Origin of the sequence: Leptospira alstonii serovar Sichuan str. 79601 (genome assembly GCF_000347175.1) — a bacterium.
Taxonomy (GTDB): domain Bacteria; phylum Spirochaetota; class Leptospiria; order Leptospirales; family Leptospiraceae; genus Leptospira; species Leptospira alstonii.
Map to the genome: position 1 here is coordinate 1 of NZ_ANIK01000113.1, position 20616 is coordinate 20616.

Annotated in this window: 21 protein-coding genes and 2 pseudogenes; 13 read left to right on the plus strand and 10 right to left on the minus strand. The window is 41.5% G+C overall.

The window, feature by feature from the left end; all coding sequences use genetic code 11:
- Nucleotides 1-736 precede the first annotated feature (736 nt).
- The 4 genes and pseudogenes from lenF to LEP1GSC194_RS18485 form a co-directional block, all read right to left on the minus strand.
- Nucleotides 737-1555 (minus strand): annotated as a pseudogene (gene lenF, locus LEP1GSC194_RS18465) (endostatin-like outer membrane lipoprotein LenF); the annotation flags it as partial.
- Between the two features lie 697 nt (nt 1556-2252).
- Nucleotides 2253-2595, minus strand: a pseudogene (locus LEP1GSC194_RS18475) (immunity 26/phosphotriesterase HocA family protein); the annotation flags it as partial.
- Between the two features lie 103 nt (nt 2596-2698).
- Nucleotides 2699-3106, minus strand: coding sequence for a hypothetical protein (locus LEP1GSC194_RS23295; protein ID WP_020775058.1), 408 nt, complete (start codon nt 3104-3106; stop codon nt 2699-2701).
- A 115-nt stretch (nt 3107-3221) separates the two neighbouring features.
- On the minus strand, nt 3222-5003 hold the full coding sequence (locus LEP1GSC194_RS18485; RefSeq protein ID WP_036043771.1) for an apolipoprotein N-acyltransferase: 1782 nt from the start codon (nt 5001-5003) through the stop codon (nt 3222-3224).
- Between the two features lie 186 nt (nt 5004-5189).
- Here LEP1GSC194_RS18485 and murA point away from each other — a divergent pair, with 186 nt between their 5' ends.
- Nucleotides 5190-6488, plus strand: coding sequence for a UDP-N-acetylglucosamine 1-carboxyvinyltransferase (murA, locus tag LEP1GSC194_RS18490; RefSeq protein WP_020775046.1), 1299 nt, complete (start codon nt 5190-5192; stop codon nt 6486-6488).
- A complete protein-coding gene (locus tag LEP1GSC194_RS18495) occupies nt 6485-7147 on the plus strand; it encodes a 4Fe-4S dicluster domain-containing protein (protein WP_020775064.1) in 663 nt (220 codons plus the stop codon). The genes murA and LEP1GSC194_RS18495 overlap by 4 nt, the downstream gene beginning before the upstream one ends.
- Before the next feature lie 207 nt (nt 7148-7354).
- Here LEP1GSC194_RS18495 and LEP1GSC194_RS18500 read toward each other — a convergent pair whose 3' ends face one another.
- From LEP1GSC194_RS18500 to LEP1GSC194_RS18520, 5 genes are all read right to left on the minus strand, one after another.
- Entirely contained in the window at nt 7355-7840 is a 486-nt protein-coding gene (locus LEP1GSC194_RS18500) for a hypothetical protein (RefSeq protein ID WP_020775063.1), read from the minus strand.
- 8 nt (nt 7841-7848) lie between these two features.
- Entirely contained in the window at nt 7849-8142 is a 294-nt protein-coding gene (locus tag LEP1GSC194_RS18505) for an LIC13255 family lipoprotein (protein ID WP_020775032.1), read from the minus strand.
- 433 nt (nt 8143-8575) lie between these two features.
- Complete coding sequence (locus tag LEP1GSC194_RS18510; RefSeq protein ID WP_020775055.1) at nt 8576-9127, minus strand: NDR1/HIN1-like protein; 552 nt, start codon at nt 9125-9127, stop codon at nt 8576-8578.
- A gap of 4 nt (nt 9128-9131) precedes the next feature.
- On the minus strand, nt 9132-10154 hold the full coding sequence (locus LEP1GSC194_RS18515; protein WP_020775021.1) for a zinc-binding dehydrogenase: 1023 nt from the start codon (nt 10152-10154) through the stop codon (nt 9132-9134).
- Nucleotides 10151-10477 (minus strand): (2Fe-2S) ferredoxin domain-containing protein, encoded by a 327-nt coding sequence (locus LEP1GSC194_RS18520; protein WP_020775072.1) that lies wholly within the window; start codon nt 10475-10477, stop codon nt 10151-10153. The genes LEP1GSC194_RS18515 and LEP1GSC194_RS18520 overlap by 4 nt, the downstream gene beginning before the upstream one ends.
- Nucleotides 10478-10929: 452 nt before the next feature.
- Between LEP1GSC194_RS18520 and LEP1GSC194_RS18525 the strand changes: the two genes are divergently transcribed.
- Nucleotides 10930-11397: an LIC13259/LIC11441 family protein gene (locus tag LEP1GSC194_RS18525; protein ID WP_020775034.1), complete on the plus strand. Its 468-nt coding sequence runs from the start codon at nt 10930-10932 to the stop codon at nt 11395-11397.
- Between the two features lie 56 nt (nt 11398-11453).
- Nucleotides 11454-12368 (plus strand): hypothetical protein, encoded by a 915-nt coding sequence (locus LEP1GSC194_RS18530; RefSeq protein WP_021064539.1) that lies wholly within the window; start codon nt 11454-11456, stop codon nt 12366-12368.
- Between the two features lie 107 nt (nt 12369-12475).
- Here the strand turns inward: LEP1GSC194_RS18530 and purF are convergent, their stop codons facing one another.
- On the minus strand, nt 12476-13945 hold the full coding sequence (purF, locus tag LEP1GSC194_RS18535) for an amidophosphoribosyltransferase (protein ID WP_036043762.1): 1470 nt from the start codon (nt 13943-13945) through the stop codon (nt 12476-12478).
- A 41-nt stretch (nt 13946-13986) separates the two neighbouring features.
- Here purF and LEP1GSC194_RS18540 point away from each other — a divergent pair, with 41 nt between their 5' ends.
- The 9 genes from LEP1GSC194_RS18540 to LEP1GSC194_RS18575 all read left to right on the plus strand — a co-directional run bounded on the left by LEP1GSC194_RS18540 (nt 13987) and on the right by LEP1GSC194_RS18575 (nt 20585).
- Nucleotides 13987-15153, plus strand: coding sequence for a ribonuclease D (locus LEP1GSC194_RS18540; RefSeq protein WP_036043763.1), 1167 nt, complete (start codon nt 13987-13989; stop codon nt 15151-15153).
- A gap of 31 nt (nt 15154-15184) precedes the next feature.
- Entirely contained in the window at nt 15185-15856 is a 672-nt protein-coding gene (locus tag LEP1GSC194_RS18545; RefSeq protein ID WP_020775026.1) for an NUDIX hydrolase, read from the plus strand.
- Nucleotides 15857-16180: 324 nt separating this feature from the next.
- Nucleotides 16181-16354 (plus strand): LIMLP_16695 family PerRB-regulated protein, encoded by a 174-nt coding sequence (locus LEP1GSC194_RS22065; RefSeq protein ID WP_020775070.1) that lies wholly within the window; start codon nt 16181-16183, stop codon nt 16352-16354.
- Nucleotides 16351-16749: a hypothetical protein gene (locus LEP1GSC194_RS18550; protein WP_020775050.1), complete on the plus strand. Its 399-nt coding sequence runs from the start codon at nt 16351-16353 to the stop codon at nt 16747-16749. The genes LEP1GSC194_RS22065 and LEP1GSC194_RS18550 overlap by 4 nt, the downstream gene beginning before the upstream one ends.
- Nucleotides 16746-17324 (plus strand): RNA polymerase sigma factor, encoded by a 579-nt coding sequence (locus tag LEP1GSC194_RS18555; protein WP_020775037.1) that lies wholly within the window; start codon nt 16746-16748, stop codon nt 17322-17324. The genes LEP1GSC194_RS18550 and LEP1GSC194_RS18555 overlap by 4 nt, the downstream gene beginning before the upstream one ends.
- The gene (locus LEP1GSC194_RS18560; RefSeq protein ID WP_020775059.1) at nt 17308-17700 is read left to right on the plus strand and encodes a hypothetical protein; all 393 of its coding nucleotides are present in this window, start codon (nt 17308-17310) and stop codon (nt 17698-17700) included. The genes LEP1GSC194_RS18555 and LEP1GSC194_RS18560 overlap by 17 nt, the downstream gene beginning before the upstream one ends.
- Complete coding sequence (locus LEP1GSC194_RS18565; protein WP_020775030.1) at nt 17697-18143, plus strand: hypothetical protein; 447 nt, start codon at nt 17697-17699, stop codon at nt 18141-18143. The genes LEP1GSC194_RS18560 and LEP1GSC194_RS18565 overlap by 4 nt, the downstream gene beginning before the upstream one ends.
- A 356-nt stretch (nt 18144-18499) precedes the next feature.
- The gene (locus tag LEP1GSC194_RS18570) at nt 18500-19204 is read left to right on the plus strand and encodes a response regulator (RefSeq protein ID WP_020775020.1); all 705 of its coding nucleotides are present in this window, start codon (nt 18500-18502) and stop codon (nt 19202-19204) included.
- Nucleotides 19194-20585 carry a HAMP domain-containing sensor histidine kinase gene (locus tag LEP1GSC194_RS18575; RefSeq protein ID WP_020775040.1) on the plus strand — a complete coding sequence of 464 codons (1392 nt, stop codon included), beginning with the start codon at nt 19194-19196 and terminating at the stop codon, nt 20583-20585. Before LEP1GSC194_RS18570 ends, LEP1GSC194_RS18575 begins: the two co-directional genes overlap by 11 nt.
- The last annotated feature ends 31 nt before the right edge of the window (nt 20586-20616 follow it).

Here is a 20616-nt window from a genome sequence, read left to right on the forward strand (position 1 = left end):
GCAAAGAGGAAAAACACCTCAAGTAATGATAACGGCAGTCTCACGAGAGCTATCCGGTTTTCTTTGGGCAGCGATGAATCTAGTAGCTTAGAGTTAGAATAATGTTTCATCAAATGGTTTTATTCGTTAGAGAAGATGTACGATAAAGGAGGAATACTTGTTGACTCAGTGTTGAAGCAAATTTGAATTTCAAATTTGACCTTCGTTTTTAGACTAAGAACAGCTCCCGATGTATAGATTATCCTGCGGTATCCAACCCGCGAATATCAGTCTGATCAATCGTCGCGAATGCTTTTCTCTAACGAGTTAAACTATTTGATGATAAAAATGCGAAAAAATATTTACGGCTCGGTTGGGTGCGCCATATCAGAGTTTGTCCTAAAACATTTCTCACGACCCGTGGAAACTACCACATTTTTAAACGAACGATGAAACCCGGATCTCTTCCGTACCATAATAGATAAAACGGAAAAATTTTAACCCTGACATCTGACATCTGATCTCTATCCACTGATTCCTAGTACGTGAAAACTACCGCAATTGATTGACAACATTCTCAAACCAAAGCCTAAGCCCGTTTTCAAAAGATATATTCAAAAAAATGTAAATACATAGAAGAAATAAAAATAGCGGGATCGTTTCTTATCCCGCCATTCAAATTACTTTTCTAAATTGGATCGTGTGATATTTCTACAAAATAGAATATTCTAAAACCATCATTCGATTTTGTTACTCACTGCTCCACACAAACCAGACCTAAATTATATCGACCATAGGCTGTGCGAGTACTGGAACAAGATGACGTAAAGTTTCCTCCCGTCGAAGTCCTAGCTGCAAGAATGTCTGAGTCCGTACTAGTCGAACTCCCAAACGATCCATAAAGAGTGAGAGTCGAACTATTCCAGGAGCTACAAGTAATCGGTAAACTTCCAGATTTCCAAACTGTCCAATCCGAATTTAAGCCGGTCCACTGACCAGACTCGCCCTTAAGTGCAAACGAATTTTCCAGTCTTGCGCCGTTCGCAAAATCAAACATACCGGAACTATTCGTAGTCATTACGATCGCACCGTCCTCGGCTCTTCGATACTGTTGATTCGGTTGGAACACCCAGTTTACTTGTCCATCCGCGGAGTTAGGGCCTATTGTAGTCGCTACTCGATTGACTCCGTCCGTTAGCATTGCCTTGAATATTCTGTTATTTGAAATATTCGAAGGAATATTGTTCTGACAAAACGCATCCGCTCCAGAAATTCCTCCAAAATTTCCATTGTGGACAACACCGGAAGAAGATGTTGTAAAGATATACGGAGTCATGCCTTGTGGAAAAGCAGATTGTAGACCTTGTCCGCTCTGAAGCTGATTACCGCTCGCAATCCGATCCGCCGCCAGTGTTGTACGATTTTTCGTACAATCCAATCCGACACATCCCTGCTCGTTAGAGATAAGCGAAAGTAATCCGCTTAAAACCGTATTGTCACCAGATGACTTATTCAAACACGCGACAAATACCAGCGTGAAAGCCGATAGAATCGCAAATTTATTTTTGATTCTCATAATCGTTTATTTACTCCTAAAATTACGAGAAATTCTGAATCTAATCCGTTGGCACTATTGACCATAAAAAAACATAAAAGATTCATACTTCTCGCATTTGCGATAATCTAACAAATGTAAGTTCATTTTTTTCATGAACAAGGCAAATAAAAATATTTTTGTACTCGAATCAAAATAAAACTCCTTTTTGTAAGTTTAAATTTCGGCTAACGTGACTTTGAAATAGGAATTCGTTTCCTAAAAGTTAATTTTTCCGTAAAAAATAAAATCGAAATACAACAACTTCTATATTTTTAGTCTTTAAAAATCAGAGTAGTAAGTATAAAGGTTTACTTATGTAATGTAGGAACTCTTACGTAAGTTCGGCGTAAGAAAAATCTCTTATAATCACACAATGCGACTAACGGTGGGAACTCATACAATTTGCTGCGAACATTTTCAAGGTTTAGAGAACAATTTTCGTATTCGAAGTCATTTTCCTTTTTACGCTTTGAGTAAATTTTTTAGAAGCTATTCCAAAAATGAATTTAGAATATTTCCAAAACGTATATTCAATAAAATATATATTCAAGAAGAAATAAAAAAAGGCGGAATCGCTACCGATCCCGCCCTTTTAAAAAAAATTGCTAATAATGACAAAGCACATAATATATTAAGGAAACTTGGTTGGTTTAAAAAAGAATACGAAACGAGCCTTTTAGATTCCTTCGGAAATTAATTCTTCCGCCAGATCGTGAATCAAACCATAACCCCAAGTTGAAAAAGTTGGATAAAGATCCGATTCATCTTTTGCCAAGGTTCGGATTTCTTTATATCCTTTCATCAATTTAGAAGTACCTAGTTGATAACCGTCTTGAGATCTAAAAAAAATTGGGTTCTATATTATCTAAACATAAATTTCTATACCCTAATATACTTCCATCCAATCCGGTCTCATGGATTGTTTTTATATGAAGTCTCAAAATTCGTTTTCCCGCTAAATCGCTTTCTTTTGGAACTGCCTTTCCAATCCAATTTATAAGCCCCGCCAAAAACATTTTTGCTAAGGATATTTTACCGGAATGAACTTTATTTAACATTTGTTAGTTTATAGTAAAAACATCCGTTCTTCTTTTTAGATCCAAATTTCCTTCAAAACAAACCCTATGGGGCGAAACCCCAATTGCCATAAAAGGGATAATAACGCAATTTTAATTTTCGAGTTCCTCTCGGAAAAGAAAAGAAGAAGGAAGTAACCGCGATACCTTCTTTCGTAACTTCTTTGAAAGTATGTCTTTTTCGCAGATTTAGATCCTTGATTACTATGTTTTTCTTTTGATCCAATGAATATTTTTTTTCATTGATGATTAGATAAGCCTTATATTCTTTTTGAATTCCACTTTTAAGATCGCCGTCCGAATGATTGTCCTCATAGACAGCGGCGCCCTTGCCTTCGTCTATAAAGTGTTCCGAGTCCGGTAATTTTTCGATCGTAAGAACACCCTTTGTCTCCGACAGTAAATTCTTAGAGGAAATTTGAATGAGCAATAAGAATAAAAATAAGAATTTCATTTACATTCAATATGATAGTTTTTGAAAATTCCATAATTCTAATTAACCCGATTGACGTTCGTTTAAACAAAATACGAACAGATTCAAACCAATTTTTCCTAAAAGAATCTTTCAATCAGGCAATCTTAACCTTCTTCCCTTTCCGAATTCCGATCAAAAGATTCAGATAATAAAGTCCGGTCAAAACAAGCATTAACCAAGGAATCAGATTTCCGTACTGGGTATAAAACGTAGGCGGAGAATCGATTACGTCGATCGTCTCGGAAAGCGCTTCCGCAGTCATAAGACCGGTTTTTTTTCCGCCCACGAACCTGCCCAAATGATCGATATTTGCGGAAATGCCCGAATTCGTCGAACGCACCATCCATCGCCGGAGTTCGATCGAACGCAATCTTCCTAGTTCCATGTGCTGATCGCTTTCGGTTGTCGTTCCATACCATTTATCATTCGTAAGATTTACGATAAACTCGGGATTACCGGCGGTTCTAAATTCCCTGACAAACTCGGGAAGAATCACCTCGTAACAAATCAAAGGAAGAAATTTACCCGTTTCCTGAACTTCGGTTTTTGCGGATTCGTAGTAAACGCGAACGGCTTCGTGACCTAAGTTTTCCGTATCAACCCAACCCAAATGCCTTCCCTTGGGCGACTTTTCCTTGTCGAGCGGAGTATAATATCGAATGAGATTATGAGTCAGCCCCGGTTCGAATCTTCCGGTTTGTTGACTGAGCTCGTAGAGAAAATCGAAGGGCATGTATTCGCCGAACATCAAAAGAAATTTCTTTTGATAGGAGTCCCGGCGATCTCCGTTCGGATCGTACAATACGTTATTATTATAATATCTTAAATTACGATTGCTCGGCTCGCCCTTGTATCCGGCGTCTATCTCGTTGAAAAATACGTTCGCCTTGTATCGATTGGCAAGAAGAAACATCAAAGAATCGAAACGATGCCAATAAAGTCTGCGGGCCACAGTGGTCACCGTCGTATTGTGCGCGGAAAAGAACGGCACACCGGCCTCGGGCAACACGATGAGATCCGGTTTTTTCCCCATTTTTGCGACACCTTCATCGGTCAGTTTTTCGATCCGAGACATCAGAGCCTCGATCGATTCCTTGACTTCCCTTCCGTCTCTAAAACTCAACGGAGCGTCCGGTTGGACGATCAATACGTTTAAAGATTTAACTGGTTTTACGCTCTCCCATTTTTTATAAAGAGCGATTCCGGAAACGATAAAGCTCAAAAGTAAAAGAGCGGGTAACGTAACAAAACGAAGATACTGTTTTGTTTTTTCTTTAGAATGAAAAATTTCCTTCCAATGCCACGGATTGGATTGGAAGAGCGTATAAGAAACCACAAAAACCAAAAAACTGATCCCGTAAACCCCGGTGATTTCTACGTTCTGCGCGAGGATGATATTTCCCGCCGCGAGATTTCCCCAATACCAAGGAAACAACTGAGGTCCGATCAACTCGGATACGAGCCCGCAAAAACCCGCGACCCATACGGAATGACGGCCGATCTTTCCCGAAAGAAAAGAAAAACTCATCATAAAAATCGGAAACTTTAAACTGAATAAAAGTCCGGCAAATAGAAGAATCAGAATCGCAACGATATACGGAAAATTTCCGAACGTGATCGCCATGTGAACGATCCAGTGAAAGGAGATCGCATAAAAAACGACTCCGATGATAAGCCCTTGGTAAAATAATTTTTTATACTTTCCATGGTATTTCAAACTCAGCCAAAAAAAACCGAAAGGCGCAATCCACACGAAGTGAGTCAATGAAATGGGTGCAAACGCTAAGAAGGAAAAAAAGCCGGTCCAAAAATAACAGAATAAGTTGAACCAAATTGTTTTTTGAAACGCTTGAAAACGATGATGTAAATTATCCATGAATAAAACGTTTATCTCCATTTTGGAATCGGAAGTCAACAGAATTCATCGAGAAAGGCCGATTTGATTCAATTGAATGCAATCATTTTCGAGAAAGGGATTTGAAAGCAGCCCACAAGCGATTCAAAAGTAACATTGAATCACAATTCGATTTGCCAGAAAGACCGGATCCTACAGCTTATCACTATGAGTTCTTCGTATTTCAAGATCATTGGAAAGACCCCGCTTCATGGAACCGTAGTTCCGCAGGGAAATAAAAATGAAGCCCTACCTTTACTCGGCGCAGTTTGTATGGTTCCCGGAACCGTTCGTATCGGCAATATCCCGGTTATCTCGGACGTACTCATGCTCATGGAAGTCCTCCGTCACTTAGGTATGGAAATCACCGAAGAAGAACCCGGAACTTATATTTTTAAACACGACGGTAATCTTAAAAATCAACTCCCCGAAGAACTCTGCTCTCACATTCGAGGCGCCGTCACTTTAGCGGGTCCGATCCTTGCCGTAACGGGAAGAGTTTTTTTACCCAAACCGGGAGGAGATAAGATAGGCAGAAGAAGATTAGACACTCATCTTCTCGCATTACAAGCATTAGGCGCGAGTATCGAAGTTTTTCCGGACGGTTACGAAATCAAAGCCGACCGACTCAGAGGAACCGATATTCTGATGGACGAGGCTTCCGTAACCGGAACCGAAAATGCCGTAATGGCGGCGGTCTTTGCGGAAGGAACCACGATCCTTCGTCACGCGGCGAGCGAACCGCACGTACAAAGACTCTGTCATTTTTTAAATTCTGCGGGAGCTAAAATTTCCGGAATCGGTTCGAACATTCTTACGATCGAAGGGATTACTTCCTTAAAACCTCCCGAAAAAGAACACAGAATCGGATCGGATTATTTGGAAGTCGGTTCGTTTATCAGTTTGGCCGCGGTCACAGGCGGGGAACTCATGATCCGAGACGTGGAACTCGAAGACATTCGTATGATTCGAATGGTATATTCAAAACTTGGAATTGAAGTGCGCCCGCATGAAAACGGAATTTTGGTTCCTTCCGATCAAAAGATGGAAATCATTCCCGATTATCACGGAGCCACTCCGAAGATAGACGACTCTCCCTGGCCTGGATTTCCCGCGGATATGACTTCAGTCGCGCTCGTGACGGCGACTCAGTGTAAGGGAACGGTTTTGATTCATGAAAAAATGTTCGAGTCGAGATTATTCTTTGTGGATAATATCATCGCGATGGGAGCTCAGATCATTCTTTGCGATCCGCATCGAGCGATCGTCATCGGACATTCCAGATTGTACGGACAAAAAGTGGCAAGTCCCGACATCCGCGCCGGTATGGCGATGATCATCGCCGCTCTTTGTGCGGAAGGAACGAGTTACATTCATAACATCGGACAAATCGATCGGGGTTTTGAAAACATAGATACCCGCTTGAGAGCCTTAGGCGCCAGAATCGAAAGAGTTAAACAAGATTGAACCGGAAGGATTTTTTTAAAAAAGGTCTCGCGAGAATGTTGGACCTTGCGGAAGAAAGCGCAGCCGACATCGCTTCCGGTTTTAAAGAAATCGTTTCCGAAGAACCCCCTTCTCGTCAACCTACGCCTAAAAAAACCAAAACGAAAAAATCCAAGAAAGAAGCGGAATTTTTCCTTCCTCAACAAATCAAACCGAACCGAAAAAGAAAAATCTCCAACGTTCAACTTCCTCCGGGCGCGTTAGACGAAACTGAATTCCTCCGGAAATGTACCGGTTGCGGGGACTGCATCTACGCTTGTCCTTACAGCGTTTTGTTTCCGGTTTTTGACGAAGCCGCGGAAAAACACATTCCAAGAATGGACGTCAATCTCAACGCTTGTATGCTTTGTAAGGATTGGCCCTGTATCAACGCCTGCAAAGACGATGCGCTCCTTCCTTTGAATATTTCTCCGAAGTTCGGCCAAGCAAAAGGGATTTTCGAATTTTGTTTGAATCATAAAACGGGAGAATCCACTTGTTCGAATTGTAAGGACAGTTGTCCCGTGGAAGGGGTCGTCGACTTCAAAGGAAACAAACCTGTTTTTTCAAAAAATTGTACCGGTTGCGGTCAATGTGTTTCCGCCTGCCCCACGTTTCCGAGGGCGATTCGAGTTGAGTAAGTTCTAAAAATCGGAAAAACTTCAGCCATCCTATCGATCGTCGTTTGACTTTTACTTATAGTTATAGTTATATAATAATTATCTAATGTTTTGCATTGAAGCGGTGTTTTTGCGATAAAAATCAACGGTACCCGACTTTACAGAGATCGGCAAGAGTGGAAATACCGACTAACGTGCTTGAAGATTTTATCCGAAAACTCGTGTCCGTCAATAACCGAGATTTTTTCGGATCTTTTCGGGAATGTCTTCAAAGTGTTTATATTTATGTTTTTTACCGTCCGGAAAGATCACATAGTAAACCCCGTTTAAAATTTCCATGTAATACTTACCTGCTTTTTTTTCACCGGTGGCGCGATGATCCATTTCCTTCACCATTCTTTGATAACGGGAAGGAAGAGTTTGCCAAGAACCGTAGACTTCGATCTCGCCGCCGGTGTTTACGGTATAAATTCCGTTTTCGTGCATGATCTTGATTCCGTTATAGTCGAATACCTCCAGGATGTTCGTGTTGGGATTCTTATTTTCTCTGGAATCGGATCGATTGATCGAGGAATTCAGATCTTCCTTAGGCAGCGAGTATTTTACGATGGAATTATGAGCGGTTTTCTCCTTCCTTCTTACCAGAAGAAGAAACAAATAAATCAAACCCGCAAGTAAAAGACTGATTCCAAAAAACCATTCTGGGGGTTTCATCCATTTCCTCAGTATCGAAACTCAATCGTCTTACAAGTCGAAGGTGTGGAGTCGACGGAAGTGGAAGCCCAAGATTGACAACTGACGGCAAGTACCGCGTTCACACAAAGATCAATATCTTTTTTCCGAGCGCGACCCGGAACAAAGGCTGTGATTCTTCGACTCGTGTTACACGTCACGTCTTTGGATTCGTAGGCGGTGATCAGTTTCGAATTTGCGTCTTCAAACGTATAAAAATCCGCATCCGTATTTTTCTGATAACATCCTGTTGCGTTTAAAAATAACGCCAAAAGAAGAACCACAAATTGTGTTCTTCTTTTTGTATGGAATTTTGAGCCTGTCCCAAAACCTATCTCACGACCCGTAGGGAGTGAGATTGAGTTACACAAAAATGTGGGAACTACTACGTTTTTAAACGAAGATAAGCTGGATCTCTTCCGTGTCGTTACGGATAAAATTTTAACCCTGCCATCTATCCACCGACATCTAAAACGTGGGAACTCCTGCAAATTTCCGAAACTCAATGTCTCGCTTCTATTGGCGCTCGACAGATTTTGGGACAGGCCCTTTATTTTCTTAAAAAGGAATTTCATACTGACTTCACAAATTCCGGAATCATATTTCTCTCTGGATTGAAATACAAGGCTGCAACCGCTTTCGCATTTTTTATACCGAGTTCACGTTATTTACCAGTTTCACCAAAGAAGGATTGAAATCAAACCGCAAAGAATTTTTTCAAATTCCAAAACCGTTCTTCTTTCCCGCTTTCAAAGGAGTTTTTTCGTTCACCGGAATCTGAACGGAACCGAAAATCGTTTCGTATTCGAAACTTCCACGGATCGAAAAATTGAGTTCTTTGCCCGCCATCCTTGCTTGCAAAATTCCTAATGCGATCTGAAGAAGATTCCGGTCCATCCTTTTCTCAAAGAGCGTTTCCACTTGAAACTCGACTATTTTTTTCCGGAGAGCGGGAACGACAATTTTTTCGTTCGAGAGAACGCGGGCCAGTTCCGATTCTTTTTCAAAGCCGTCGGGTACGTAAAAAGAAAGATCGAACTTATGAAGCGTCACGTCCGTTTCGTTGGGATTTTCGATTTCAACCTTCGCTAAAAAAATGATTTTCGGAACCGGCGGAAAGGAAATCAATTCCGCTTTTTGGGTTTCCAAAGACAAAACCTGAAATTTGCATTTCTGAAGGGCTTGGTAGTTTTCCTTCAGAGCCGAACAGGAATAAGAAGAAATCCAAACTCCGCACAAAAGAATCAGTTTAAAAGATACCTTCTTCAACCTCTTACTTACCTTCCGCAAATAAAGTCTGAATCAAAACCTTTCCCTTTGTCATGTTAGCCGCGTAATTATCGATCGCTTCCGACGCTTTTTCCAACGGAAATCTCGCGGCGATATCGGTCTTTAATTCTTTTTTGGCTAAGGATCTGAGTTCCTTTGAAATTTTCCAGATTTTATAAGGACTTTGTTGCGGAACCCAAGTGGACAACCAAAATCCCTCCAACTTTTTATCTTGGAATATCAGAATTCCTGCATGCAATGGAATCTCTTTTTCCGAAAGTCCCCCGTAGACAATTGCGCGACTTCCATAAGGCATCGCTAATAAAACCTTGGAGGTCAACTCTCCCGCAACCGCGTCCAGACAAACGGTGGCGCTCAGTTCATTGGAAAGAACTCGGAGCCGTCTTTCGAAGTTGGAAGTTTCCGAATTCAAAATATACTCCGCCCCGATCGCTTTTAAAGCGGCCTCTTGTTCGGGTTTACGAACGATATTGATTACCTTCATTCCCTTGCGAGCCGCAATTCCTACGACCATTTTTCCTAACGCGCTCGCCGCAGCCGTCTGAATCAAAGCCTTGGCTCCGACCCTTTGTGCTTGTTCCACCATCGCGATCGCCGTAATCGGGTTCACAAAAAGACAGGCTCCTTGTTCCAAGGAAAGATCTTTTCCGATCGGAAAACAACTAAAGGCATCGGTGATCATATATTCCGCATAAACTCCGTCCCCTTTGCCGGATGCGGTGCACGCGACATTCTTCCCTTTTAAATAGGAACCGTACAGACCGCCGCCGGAAGCGACGACGTTTCCGCTTCCTTCAAAACCCGGAACCACCGGAAGTTTCTTTTTGATTCCGTAAAGACCTCTCATAAACATCAGGTCCGAAGGGTTGATCGATGCGGAGTGCATTCGAATCAGCACTTCCCCTTTTTTTAACGGGCGAATCGTTTTTTCAACGATGGTAGCCCTGTCCTTATTCTCGCTGTATTCTCTGAGTTCAAAAGCCTTGTAAGTTTTTGGGAGATTCATTGGTTTTCCTTTATGATTAAATGTTCGATTTTTTCAATTTGTTCGGATTGTATATAATATTTTAAGAATATATCCACGTCTTCTTCGGTTTTCAAGGAAAACCACCTTCCTTCCGGATAACTCACTTGGACGGGACCGAGTTCACATCGATCCAGACAACCGGCTCTCTGAATTCTCACCTTCCCTTCCATCGAAAGGTCCTTCATTTTTTTCTTGAGAGACGCCAGTAATTGAATCGAACCGGATCGACCGCAAGAGACTCTTTCCCCTTCGGCTCTCACGTTCTCGCATACAAAAACGTGTTTGGTATAAAAGTTCGACATGAAGTAAGAACCTCGATTTCTAGTTTCAATATAGTCCGACGCCCGCTCGGTTCTGCAATCCGTTTCCGTTGAAAGAATCATTCAAAAAACATCATAAAAAACCGAATACCGTTCCGGCAAATATCCTTAACCAGAAAGGATTATGATATTAACTTGTCATCCTGAATAATTTCGATACGATTTGCTACTTTTGAGAGCTCTAAGAAGTAAGAATCCGTCACGACGTTCGTAATACTGAAATCAGTGAATGTTGTATTTGAGTACCATCTTGACGTTTTTGATAAGTAAACGAAACTCAACTTCGCTTCTTTATGGATTCTAAACAAGTTTCGGCATGCTTATCAACGTGAGATTCGCATTTTTTAGATTTTAGACGATTCCGTACTTTACACCGAGGTTTTTTCAGGAATTATAGACTTAGGTTTATACGCTTTTTATCGGAGATTTGTAGAATGCAAAAATTTTTAATCTTATCCATCGGTATTCTTATCTTTTTATCGTCCTGTAAAAAAACTCCGCTCGTTGTGACGGAACCGGAAAAGGACGTCTTACAACAAATTCTCATGGAAAACGAATCCATTCATAATTTTTTAATTAAAGAAGAAGATAAAATTCCCGACACAAACAAGTTAGTCGCTCGTATAGGAGAACTCGCTTCTTTAAACGGAGGGCTTAAAGGCTCGGCAGAAAAGATGCAAAATTCTTTGAAAAATCAAGACGCCAAAGACATCGAAAAATTTTTCCAGGCCTATTCTTTATTTTCCGAAAACCTTGCGGAGAGTCTAAAACTTGCGGGTGGAACTGGCGTTTTTAATCGGTTCTATTGCCCGATGGTAAATAAAACTTGGGTGAGCCAAGGAACCAAAATTCAAAATCCTTACGCTCCCGAAATGAGAGATTGCGGAGATTTAATCCAGTAAAAGTGGAAGATTGCCGGTATAAAGAAATTAAACATCGTTGCAAAATCGGCATTTCCATGGGGGAATCGTGTCCTCCCAATTGTAGACAAAATCTGCTGCCCAACGAATGGAGTCGGGAAATTCGACAATCCTGTATCGCAGGCGAAAAAATGGCCGCCTTCGCGGAAGGCCGAGCGGGAATTAACGTCGGGGCCTCGGCGTTTTTACAAGCGCATCCTCTGGTTTTGGAAGAATTTATTTCCAGAGGAGACGTTTATTTCGAGGTTCTGAGATATTTTCTCTCGATCATAGAGCCGGAAAAAATCAAGGAAATAATAGACGCGTTCAGCAATAAGTTACTTTATAAAATCATAATTTACGAATATAATATATTTCAACAAACCGAGGACGAGAGAAAACGTCTAAGAAAAACGGCTTCTTTTTTGGATTTAAAATCCAACGCGTATTGGGCTTCTCTTTCCTCAAAAAGAATATGTAGTTTTATAGCGTATTGTCTTAAGGAAGCGAAAGATCCGGAGTTCGCTTCTCAATTTTTAATCGTCCTTCCCCCCGATGCCGTTTCCGATTTAAAAAATATAGCGGGTCTGAACGTAGAAGAAGAAAAAGAACTTTATCTTTCTCTCAAAGACGGAATTTACGAATTGCCGATTCAAAGTCCCGGAATCTATCGGCATATTCTGGCATTGTTCGAAGACGATCCGGAAATCTTTTTAATCTTATCCACGATGGAAGAGTTGGTTTTGAGAAAACAAGAAATCATAGAATCCTCGCACGTCATACTTGAAAAATACAAATCGGGAAAACTCAATCACCAATCTTTATTTGCGGATTTATCCGCTTTAGAACCGGAAATTACAATGGAAATCTTGGGAATATTCGAAGAGAAAGGAATGTTGGGAAGATCCGAAAAAAATCTCATTAAAGAACTTCTTTCCAAACATAATAAGGGTTTCAAAAACGAAATTACTTAACGTGAGTTCGGCGTAAAAAAATTTGGGCGAATAAGAAACTAAAGTGCGTTCGCTCCCGATGGCTCACGACCGCGCGCTTCGCGAAGCAAAAGACGGATCGGTTCCGATTAAACGACCCTTTCTTCCACTTGGTATTCTTTAAAAAGACTTTTTTGATTTCCCAACTCGCTCTGAAACTCCACCGGATATTGAGCCGTAAAACAAGCGTTGCAAAATCCCCCGCCCTTATGATCCATCACGGCGCGGTTCATAGACTCGACCGAAAGATATGAGATGCTGTCCACTCTCAGATATTTTCGAATTTCTTCGATCGTGTGGGTCGCGGCGATCAATTCGTTGTGAGTCGGAATATCGATCCCGTAATAACAAGGCGAGATGGTAGGAGGAGCGGAAACTCTGAGATGAATTTCTTTGGCGCCTGCGTTTCGGATCATTTTAATGATCTTTCGGCTCGTCGTTCCTCTCATGATGGAATCGTCGACTACGATAACTCTTTTTCCTTCGACTACGTTTCGAACCACGTTGTACTTGATCTTAGCGCCGAAGTCCCGGATTTTCTGATCGGGTTCGATAAAAGTCCTACCGATGTAATGAGAACGAATCAAACCGGACTGATAAGAAATTCCGGATTCTTCCGCGTAACCCAAGGCTGCGATGTTCGCGGAATCCGGAACCGGAATCACAACATCCGCTTCGACGGGCAATTCTCTGGCTAAGAATCTCCCTAAATTCTTCCGAATCTTATAAACGGATTCTCCGAAGATATTGGAGTCGGGCCTCGCAAAATAAATATATTCAAAAATACAAAGACTGGGAGTCGCTTTCGGAAACGGATAGTAAGAATTGACTCCGTTCTTATCGACTACGACCATCTCGCCCGGTTCTACGTCTCTTTCATACTTCGTATCCGTAATGTCGAACGCGCAAGTTTCCGAGGCGAACACGATCGATCCGTCTTCGCGACGGCCCATCACCAAAGGGCGGAACCCGTTCGGATCGCGGACCGCGATCAACTGGGACTTGTTAAGAATTACGAGAGAATACGCGCCTCTCACTTTTTTGAGAGCGGTGGAAAGCGCCGAAAGGAAATCGGTTTCTCCGGAACGAGCCATTAGGTGAACGATGACTTCCGAGTCGATGGTCGTCTGAAAGATACTTCCTTCCTTTTCGAGTTGGCTCCTAAGCTCCCAAGAATTGACCAAATTTCCGTTATGAGCCAGAGAAACGGCACCGAGATGAGATTCAACACGAAGCGGTTGGGCGTTTCTTAAAAAGCTCGCACCGGTTGTAGAATAACGATTGTGTCCGATCGCGGAATTGCCTTGAAGTTCTTTAAGTTTCGTTTCGGTAAAGATATTGGCTACCAAACCCATCCCGGCGTATCGATAGAGATGCTCCCCATCCGAGGAAACGATCCCGCTCGATTCCTGACCCCGATGTTGCATCGAGTAAAGACCTAAATATGTGAAATTAGAAGCTTCCGATGAATTAAATATACCAAAAATCGCACATTCATCTTTTGGTTTGTCATCCTGGGCTTGTCTTCTTACTCTGGATTTATCGGGAATTCGACTCATTCTCTGCCTTCTTAAGCTTAAAATCTCAGGTCGCGTTTTTCATGCAAATAAATTCCGATTACATAGTCGTAGATACAATTCGAAGCCTACAACTCGTTCTCATTAATTTGAGTCAGGCCGACTCCATCTCCATCGATACGGAGTCTTCGGGCTATTATACCTATTTCTCAAAGGTCTGTCTGATCCAAATTTCGGCCAAAGGAAAAAATTACATCATCGATCCTTTGAAGTTACAAAACTTAGATGGCCTCGGAAACTTATTTGAAGATAAAAAAATTCTAAAAATATTCCATTCCGCCATCGACGATATCAAAGCGCTCAAAAAGGATTTCGGTTTTAAATTTCAGAATATCGCGGATACCGGATTCAGTTCTCGTCTTTTAGATCACGATCAATATTCTCTAACTTATCTTGTGGATTATTATCATAAGATCAAACTTTCCAAGAAGGAACAGAAGTCTAACTGGGAAAAGCGACCTCTCGAAAAAAGCCAACTTCAATACGCCGCTTTGGATACGGTTTATCTGGAAACGATTTGGGAAAAGATGAAGGAAGAACTTACCAAGAGAAATCTCTATGAAGAGGCGCTTTCCGAGTTTGAAAAGATCGCATGCGAAGAACCCGGCGCCGAAGGAAATTCCGTCTCCATGGATAAGTTCCCCGAGATTTTGGAATACAGCGCTGACGAAAGGAGATTTATCTATGACACTCTGATTTTCAGAGACGATAAATCCAGAAAGTTGAACAAGGCTCCCTTTCGAGTATTCAATAACGATAAAGTAGTTCTTCTCGTAAAGTCCAGAAGAGATATGGCCAAGTTAACCGAAATCGTCGGTAAAAAAGACGCCGAAACTCTCTTTCGGATTTATGCGAACCCCAGCGGACCTCCGATTCAAAAATCGGAACTGTTTAAAAAGCCGGGTGAAAATCTGACAAATGAAGAAGGGGAACGTTTTAAACGTTTGAGAATCTGGAGAGAAACGATCATGTCGATCCGAAGAATGAGCCATCAGATGATGCCTTCTAATAAAATGATCGCCGAACTCGCGCAGAGAAATCCTAAGACTCTCGACGACCTCAGAGAGATGAATCTCTTTTCGGAATGGAAAGTGATTCACTACGGACCTTCGATTTTGGCCGCGTTGGAGAACGTACCTTACGAATCGAATATCAAGGGACTCATTCCGATCAATAAAAAATTCGAATAGAAATATTCAAACTTTTGAATGCAGTTAAAAGATGAGATTTGATTTTCAATCCCTCAAAGATCGACTTTCAGTCCCTCAGGAAAGTTTTACCGGAATTCCCGAACCGCCGACGGGAGAAGAAAAATCAAGGGCCTCGTCGGTCATTCTTCCCATTTATGAAAAGCCGGACTTCACTCAAGGAATCATTCTTCAAAAAAGGAATTCCAACCTTAAGGCGCACCCCGGACAAATTTCGTTTCCCGGCGGAGCGTATTCCCAAAAGGATAAAAATCTTTTGGATACGGCGCTCAGGGAATGGGAAGAAGAAATGGGCGAATCCAGTTCCGTTCTGGACGTGTTGGGGGAATATCGGGGACTTTTTACTTTTACGGGATTTCATATTTCTCCGTTCATTGCGCGTTACAAAGGCCCGTTTCTGTTTAACACAAATCCGGACGAAGTAGAACGTTCGATTCTGTTGGATCTGAATCGTCTCGAAACTTCTCCGTTCTATTCGATTCGAATTCGAAGATCCGGCGCAAAAGAAATCGAAATTTATTATTTCGACCTCGAAGAAGGTTTACTCTGGGGAGCCACGGGAAGAATTATCGTAAACTTTTTAAGGGAATTCGCGGACTTTGAACGAGAAGCGACCCGAGTCGAACCCAATTTAAGCCACCCTCCTTTTTTTGATCCCATTCGAAAATTCTCTAAAAAAAATTAAAAAGACATTTTTTTCTTCAGCTAGTTTGCCCTTTGAGAATTGTGGGTAAGTTCCTGTTTTATATAACGCGCAAAAACGCGAGTACATAAGATCTGAGCTTCAAAAACGGAGTTAGGTCTTTGAAAAGAATCGGGAAATTATGCGGCGGATCGTTTTAGTCTGCCGATAATCTTAATAAGACATAAGAACCTAAACTCGCTTCGCTCTTTATGAATCGCTCGGCAAGTTTGTGGAAACACCCGGTTCAATCGCTTACGCGGAAAACTCAATACAATGTCATTTGAATTTTAAAACATACTGGAATCATAAAAGGAGATAAAAACAATGAAGACGATTAAAAACTTATTTCAAACGGAAATTCGTAATTCATACTTAAAAGAAAGTTTTCAAGAGGAAGAATGGTATCAATCTTTGATCAACCGACCCGGCATTGAGGAAAGAATTCCATACTTTAAAACCAAAGCGGAAAATGAAAAAGCGGCAGCCATCGTAAGATGAACCCGGAAGAAAAAGCAAAACTACTGGAAACGCTGGATTTGATTTTGAAACACCTTCAAAGTCAAAGTTCCAATTCCGGCTCCGACTACAAAGTGGTTCTTTATTTGGTTCCGATCTTTGGAATCGTATTCGGTTGTGCGTTGTTGTTTTTTGTTTTTTATTGGTGGTACAGACAACGGATCGAAATCATCAAAGCCGGACTTTATAAAAAAGAAACCTTCGATCTGAGAACGTATTCTTTCTTTTTAGGTTTGATTCTTACCTTTGTCGGAATTGCGCTTTCCATCGGATTCATTTCCGTTTTGGGACAATCGCTCGCAATGCTCGGCGGACTTGTTCCTCTCGGAACCGGCTTGGGATTACTCTGTTATTATAAATTCTCACGGTCCCGATGAGGGAACCGATTGTATGCAACCGGGAAGACTGGGATTGCATTCAAAAAGTTTTACACGGCGATTTCAATTCTTTCGAACTGCTGATGAACCGGTATCAAGGGCTGGTTTATTCTCAGGCAATCAAAGCCTTTCACAATGAAACGGAAGCCGAAGATTTCACTCAGGATATTTTCTTAAAGGCCTTTGAAAGTTTATCCACATTTCAAGGTAAATCCCAATTTTCTACTTGGTTGTTCGTAATCGCTCGCAACGAAATCATTCGAAGATACCGCAAAGAACACCCGGAAATTGCTGGACTAGACGCTCTCTTTCTCGCGGAAAACGAAAAAGACAAAAAGATCGAATCCGAACAAGAAGCGAAACTTTTAAAACAGGAAAGCTCCGAAAAAATCAGGACCCTCGTAAAAAACTTACCGGAACTCTATCGAAAGCCGATCACACTCCACTATTTTGAGAATATGTCCTACAAAGAAATTTCGAAAAAATTAAACTTGAAAATGAACACTTTAAAGAGTTATATTTTTAGGGGAAAGGAAATCATGAGAGAATGGTTAAACAATGAAAAACAAGAATGATTCCCATTCCGCCGAAATCGATCGCGTTCCGGCAGAACTCGAAAAAAAACTGCATTTCTTCGAGGAAGGGCCGCAGAATTCTCAGGAGAGTACACCCGTACCGCCGGACTTAAAACGTAGAGTGATGTTACACATCGTTCCCGTGCGTCACATTAAAATTATCTTATTCGGTTTGTTTTTTCTTGGATTCTCTCCTTTATCCGTTTTGTTTTTTTTGGATCTGGGACTTTTGATCGAGACCGGCCTTCTTCCTTTCATTTTAGCCACGAGTAGTATTCTCTTTTGTGTTTTCGCTATTTTAGCCGGAATCTACCTTGTCCATTATAGAAATCCATACACTAAAGAATGGAAAAACAAATTAGGCTTTTTTGAATGATTCACGCTACTTTTAGAACTTCGATCCTCTCCCTTTTAATTGTTTTCGCTTTCACTTCGACAAACGGCCTATTGGCGGATAAAAATTCTCCCAGTAGCGAAGGAAGCGCAAAACAGGTTATGAGCGCCAAAGAATATCTCGATTCCGATCTGGATCGAATCTTCCCGATCATTCAAAAGATGAAAAAAGAAGAAGCGGCGATCTTAATCACTCAGATTCGAGAAACATCCAAGAAAGAGTGGCCCAACGCGGATAAATTCTACTTTTTAATTTCTCACTTGGAAAGTATCAAAGCGATCGAAGAAGAACACGAAAGATTGAAAAGTTTGAACGAAGTCTATTTAATCGGCGCCTTGTTACTTAGCGGATTTCTGGTTTTTTCGATTTTCCGTCAACGTTCCCTCATTCGTAAAATCAACGCTCAACTGGAAGATAAAGAGTAATCGGGAACTCCCGCGTTTTAATTAGCGAGTGGTTAGGTTTTAAACCGACTTTGCCTTGCCGATAACAAAATAGTTTTGAAGAGGAAGATCGAATTTCTGTAGTTTGTAATTTTTTCGTATTCTAATTGTAACGAATTTCTGGAATATTAGAGTTGTTGAAAAATTCCATAGTGGCGTTTAACAAAACTGCTCCAATCGTCCGTTTCAATGAAACAGACAGAGAATTAATTTTTCAACAACTCTATTAAGATTATAATTTTGTCCGGTCGAATGAAGAAGAGTTCGCGGTTTACGATTTTCTAAAATAGGAAAATCGGTTTGTAAAAAAACGGCGATCGGCAAAAAGAATAGGACTCATGAAAAACCAATCAGGGAACCCAGGGCAAAAAGTCCTCGTCGTCGACGACGAGGAAGATATCGCCGAACTGATCCGATTTCACCTCGAAGAAAACGGCTACCAAGTTGACACGTGTCAAAACGGATTAGAAGTGCTTCCAAAACTTGAAAAGAATACTCCCGACCTCGTTATTTTAGATCTTATGCTTCCCGGAATCGGCGGGATGGATCTTTGCAAAAAGATCAAAGAAAAATATTCAATGCCCATCATTATGGTCACCGCCAAATCCGGAGAAACCGAAGCCGTTCTCGGACTTGAACTCGGCGCGGATGATTACGTTCGTAAACCCTTCAGCACGAGAGAACTGATCGCAAGAGTACGTTCCGTTTTAAGAAGAGCAAAAGACGGAGAGGAAGAAGAACAATTCGAAGGAAACGTCACCATCGGAAATATCTTTCTCAACCTGAAAGCGCATAAGGCTTTTATCAACAACTCCGAAGTCGATTTAACCTTGATTGAATATAAAATTCTGAATCTTTTTATGACCAATCCCGGCGTCGCCTTTACCAGGGACAAATTATTGGACCGGGTTTGGGGAAAAGATATTTACGTTACGGACAGGGCCGTCGACGTAAATATTAAGAGATTGCGCGATAAACTCGGAGACGAAAAGGAAAGACTCGAGACGATACGCGGAATCGGCTATAGATTCAATGAGGCGTAGCTTATTTTCAAAACTTCTTCTCAGCAACTGGTTGCTTTTGCTCGTACTGATCGTTGCCGCGGGCGCGGTTCTTTTTACGGAGAAGTTTATTCATCCCGATTTTCGATTTCTCCTGTTTTCGTTTTACGTTCTTTTTGCTATGTTCGGGACCTTCTACATGTCCTACTCGATCGCAAAGAGCGTTTCGGAACCTCTGGATAGAATCGAAAAAAAAACCGGTGAAATCAACGCGGGTGACTTCGGTTCCGAATTACCCCTTTCGGACATACGAGAACTTGCGGACCTCGCTTCTTCCATCAACTTAATGTCCACAAGACTTAAGAATCAATTCGTGGATCTCACGATCGAAAAAGAAAAATTCGATTCCGTTTTACAAAACTTAAAGGAAGGAGTTTTTGCGATCGATCCCGAAAACGCTTCCATCCTTTTCCAAAACAAAAGTATTCCCGGTTCTCTCATCGAACCGAATTCGAGATCTAGAAAAGTCGCGAACGCGATTCGGAACCCGAAACTTTTGGAATTCGTATCGAGTCATCTCAAAGGATCGGGCGATTCCAAAATGGAACTGGATCTCGGACAAAATTTTTACACGATCAAAATGTATCCGCTCAAAACGAACGGTAAAACTCTGATGTACATCGGAGTGATCCGAAACATCACCGAAGAAAAACAATCTCATATCATCCGAGAACAATTCGTTCAAAACGCTTCTCACGAACTCAAAACCCCGATCACATCCATTAAGGGATACACCGAAACGTTACTCGATCGTCTTCGTCTTTCTCCCGAAAGTCACGAGAAAAGATTTTTGGACGCGATTTCAAGAAACACGGATCGTATGGTTCGTATCGTGGAAGACATGCTCACCATCACTCGAATCGAAAACCAAACGAAAATTTCCGGAGACGAAGAATTCTCCTTAAAATCTCTCGTGGAAAATCTAAGTTATACGGTCGAAGGAGTCGTGTCTTCCAAGGGTCAGAAATTCGCCGTTGAGATGCCCGAACCCTTAATGATTTCGGGGGATTGGATTCTTCTGGAACACATGCTTCTCAACTTAATCTCGAACGCGTCTTCTTATTCTCCCGAAGGAAAAACGATTACTCTAAAAATTCTCACAGTAAAATCGGATCAGGTTCAGTTTCAAGTGATCGATCAAGGAATCGGAATTCAAGACGAGGACAAAAGCAGAATTTTTGAAAGATTTTTCCGAGTCGATAAGAACCGTTCCCGAAAAGAAGGCGGAACCGGCCTCGGTCTTTCCATCGTAAAACATATCGTTCGTCTTCATCACGGCTCGGTGAAAGTTTTTGACAATCCGGAAGGTGGAACGATTTTCTCAGTCACGATTCCAATACGTTACCAACCCGAAACGTCCTGAATTCTTCTTTCCGACAGAGATAATTTTCCAA

Bases quoted from the DNA above. Each gene is read 5' to 3' on its own strand.
- LEP1GSC194_RS23295 (WP_020775058.1), bottom strand. From the start codon at position 3,106: ATGAAATTCTTATTTTTATTCTTATTGCTCATTCAAATTTCCTCTAAG.
- LEP1GSC194_RS18485 (WP_036043771.1), bottom strand. From the start codon at position 5,003: ATGGATAATTTACATCATCGTTTTCAAGCGTTTCAAAAAACAATTTGG.
- murA (WP_020775046.1), top strand. From the start codon at position 5,190: ATGAGTTCTTCGTATTTCAAGATCATTGGAAAGACCCCGCTTCATGGA.
- LEP1GSC194_RS18500 (WP_020775063.1), bottom strand. From the start codon at position 7,840: ATGAAACCCCCAGAATGGTTTTTTGGAATCAGTCTTTTACTTGCGGGT.
- LEP1GSC194_RS18515 (WP_020775021.1), bottom strand. From the start codon at position 10,154: ATGAATCTCCCAAAAACTTACAAGGCTTTTGAACTCAGAGAATACAGC.
- LEP1GSC194_RS18520 (WP_020775072.1), bottom strand. From the start codon at position 10,477: ATGTCGAACTTTTATACCAAACACGTTTTTGTATGCGAGAACGTGAGA.
- LEP1GSC194_RS18525 (WP_020775034.1), top strand. From the start codon at position 10,930: ATGCAAAAATTTTTAATCTTATCCATCGGTATTCTTATCTTTTTATCG.
- LEP1GSC194_RS18530 (WP_021064539.1), top strand. From the start codon at position 11,454: ATGGGGGAATCGTGTCCTCCCAATTGTAGACAAAATCTGCTGCCCAAC.
- purF (WP_036043762.1), bottom strand. From the start codon at position 13,945: ATGAGTCGAATTCCCGATAAATCCAGAGTAAGAAGACAAGCCCAGGAT.
- LEP1GSC194_RS18540 (WP_036043763.1), top strand. From the start codon at position 13,987: ATGCAAATAAATTCCGATTACATAGTCGTAGATACAATTCGAAGCCTA.
- LEP1GSC194_RS18545 (WP_020775026.1), top strand. From the start codon at position 15,185: ATGAGATTTGATTTTCAATCCCTCAAAGATCGACTTTCAGTCCCTCAG.
- LEP1GSC194_RS22065 (WP_020775070.1), top strand. From the start codon at position 16,181: ATGAAGACGATTAAAAACTTATTTCAAACGGAAATTCGTAATTCATAC.
- LEP1GSC194_RS18550 (WP_020775050.1), top strand. From the start codon at position 16,351: ATGAACCCGGAAGAAAAAGCAAAACTACTGGAAACGCTGGATTTGATT.
- LEP1GSC194_RS18555 (WP_020775037.1), top strand. From the start codon at position 16,746: ATGAGGGAACCGATTGTATGCAACCGGGAAGACTGGGATTGCATTCAA.
- LEP1GSC194_RS18560 (WP_020775059.1), top strand. From the start codon at position 17,308: ATGAAAAACAAGAATGATTCCCATTCCGCCGAAATCGATCGCGTTCCG.
- LEP1GSC194_RS18565 (WP_020775030.1), top strand. From the start codon at position 17,697: ATGATTCACGCTACTTTTAGAACTTCGATCCTCTCCCTTTTAATTGTT.
- LEP1GSC194_RS18570 (WP_020775020.1), top strand. From the start codon at position 18,500: ATGAAAAACCAATCAGGGAACCCAGGGCAAAAAGTCCTCGTCGTCGAC.
- LEP1GSC194_RS18575 (WP_020775040.1), top strand. From the start codon at position 19,194: ATGAGGCGTAGCTTATTTTCAAAACTTCTTCTCAGCAACTGGTTGCTT.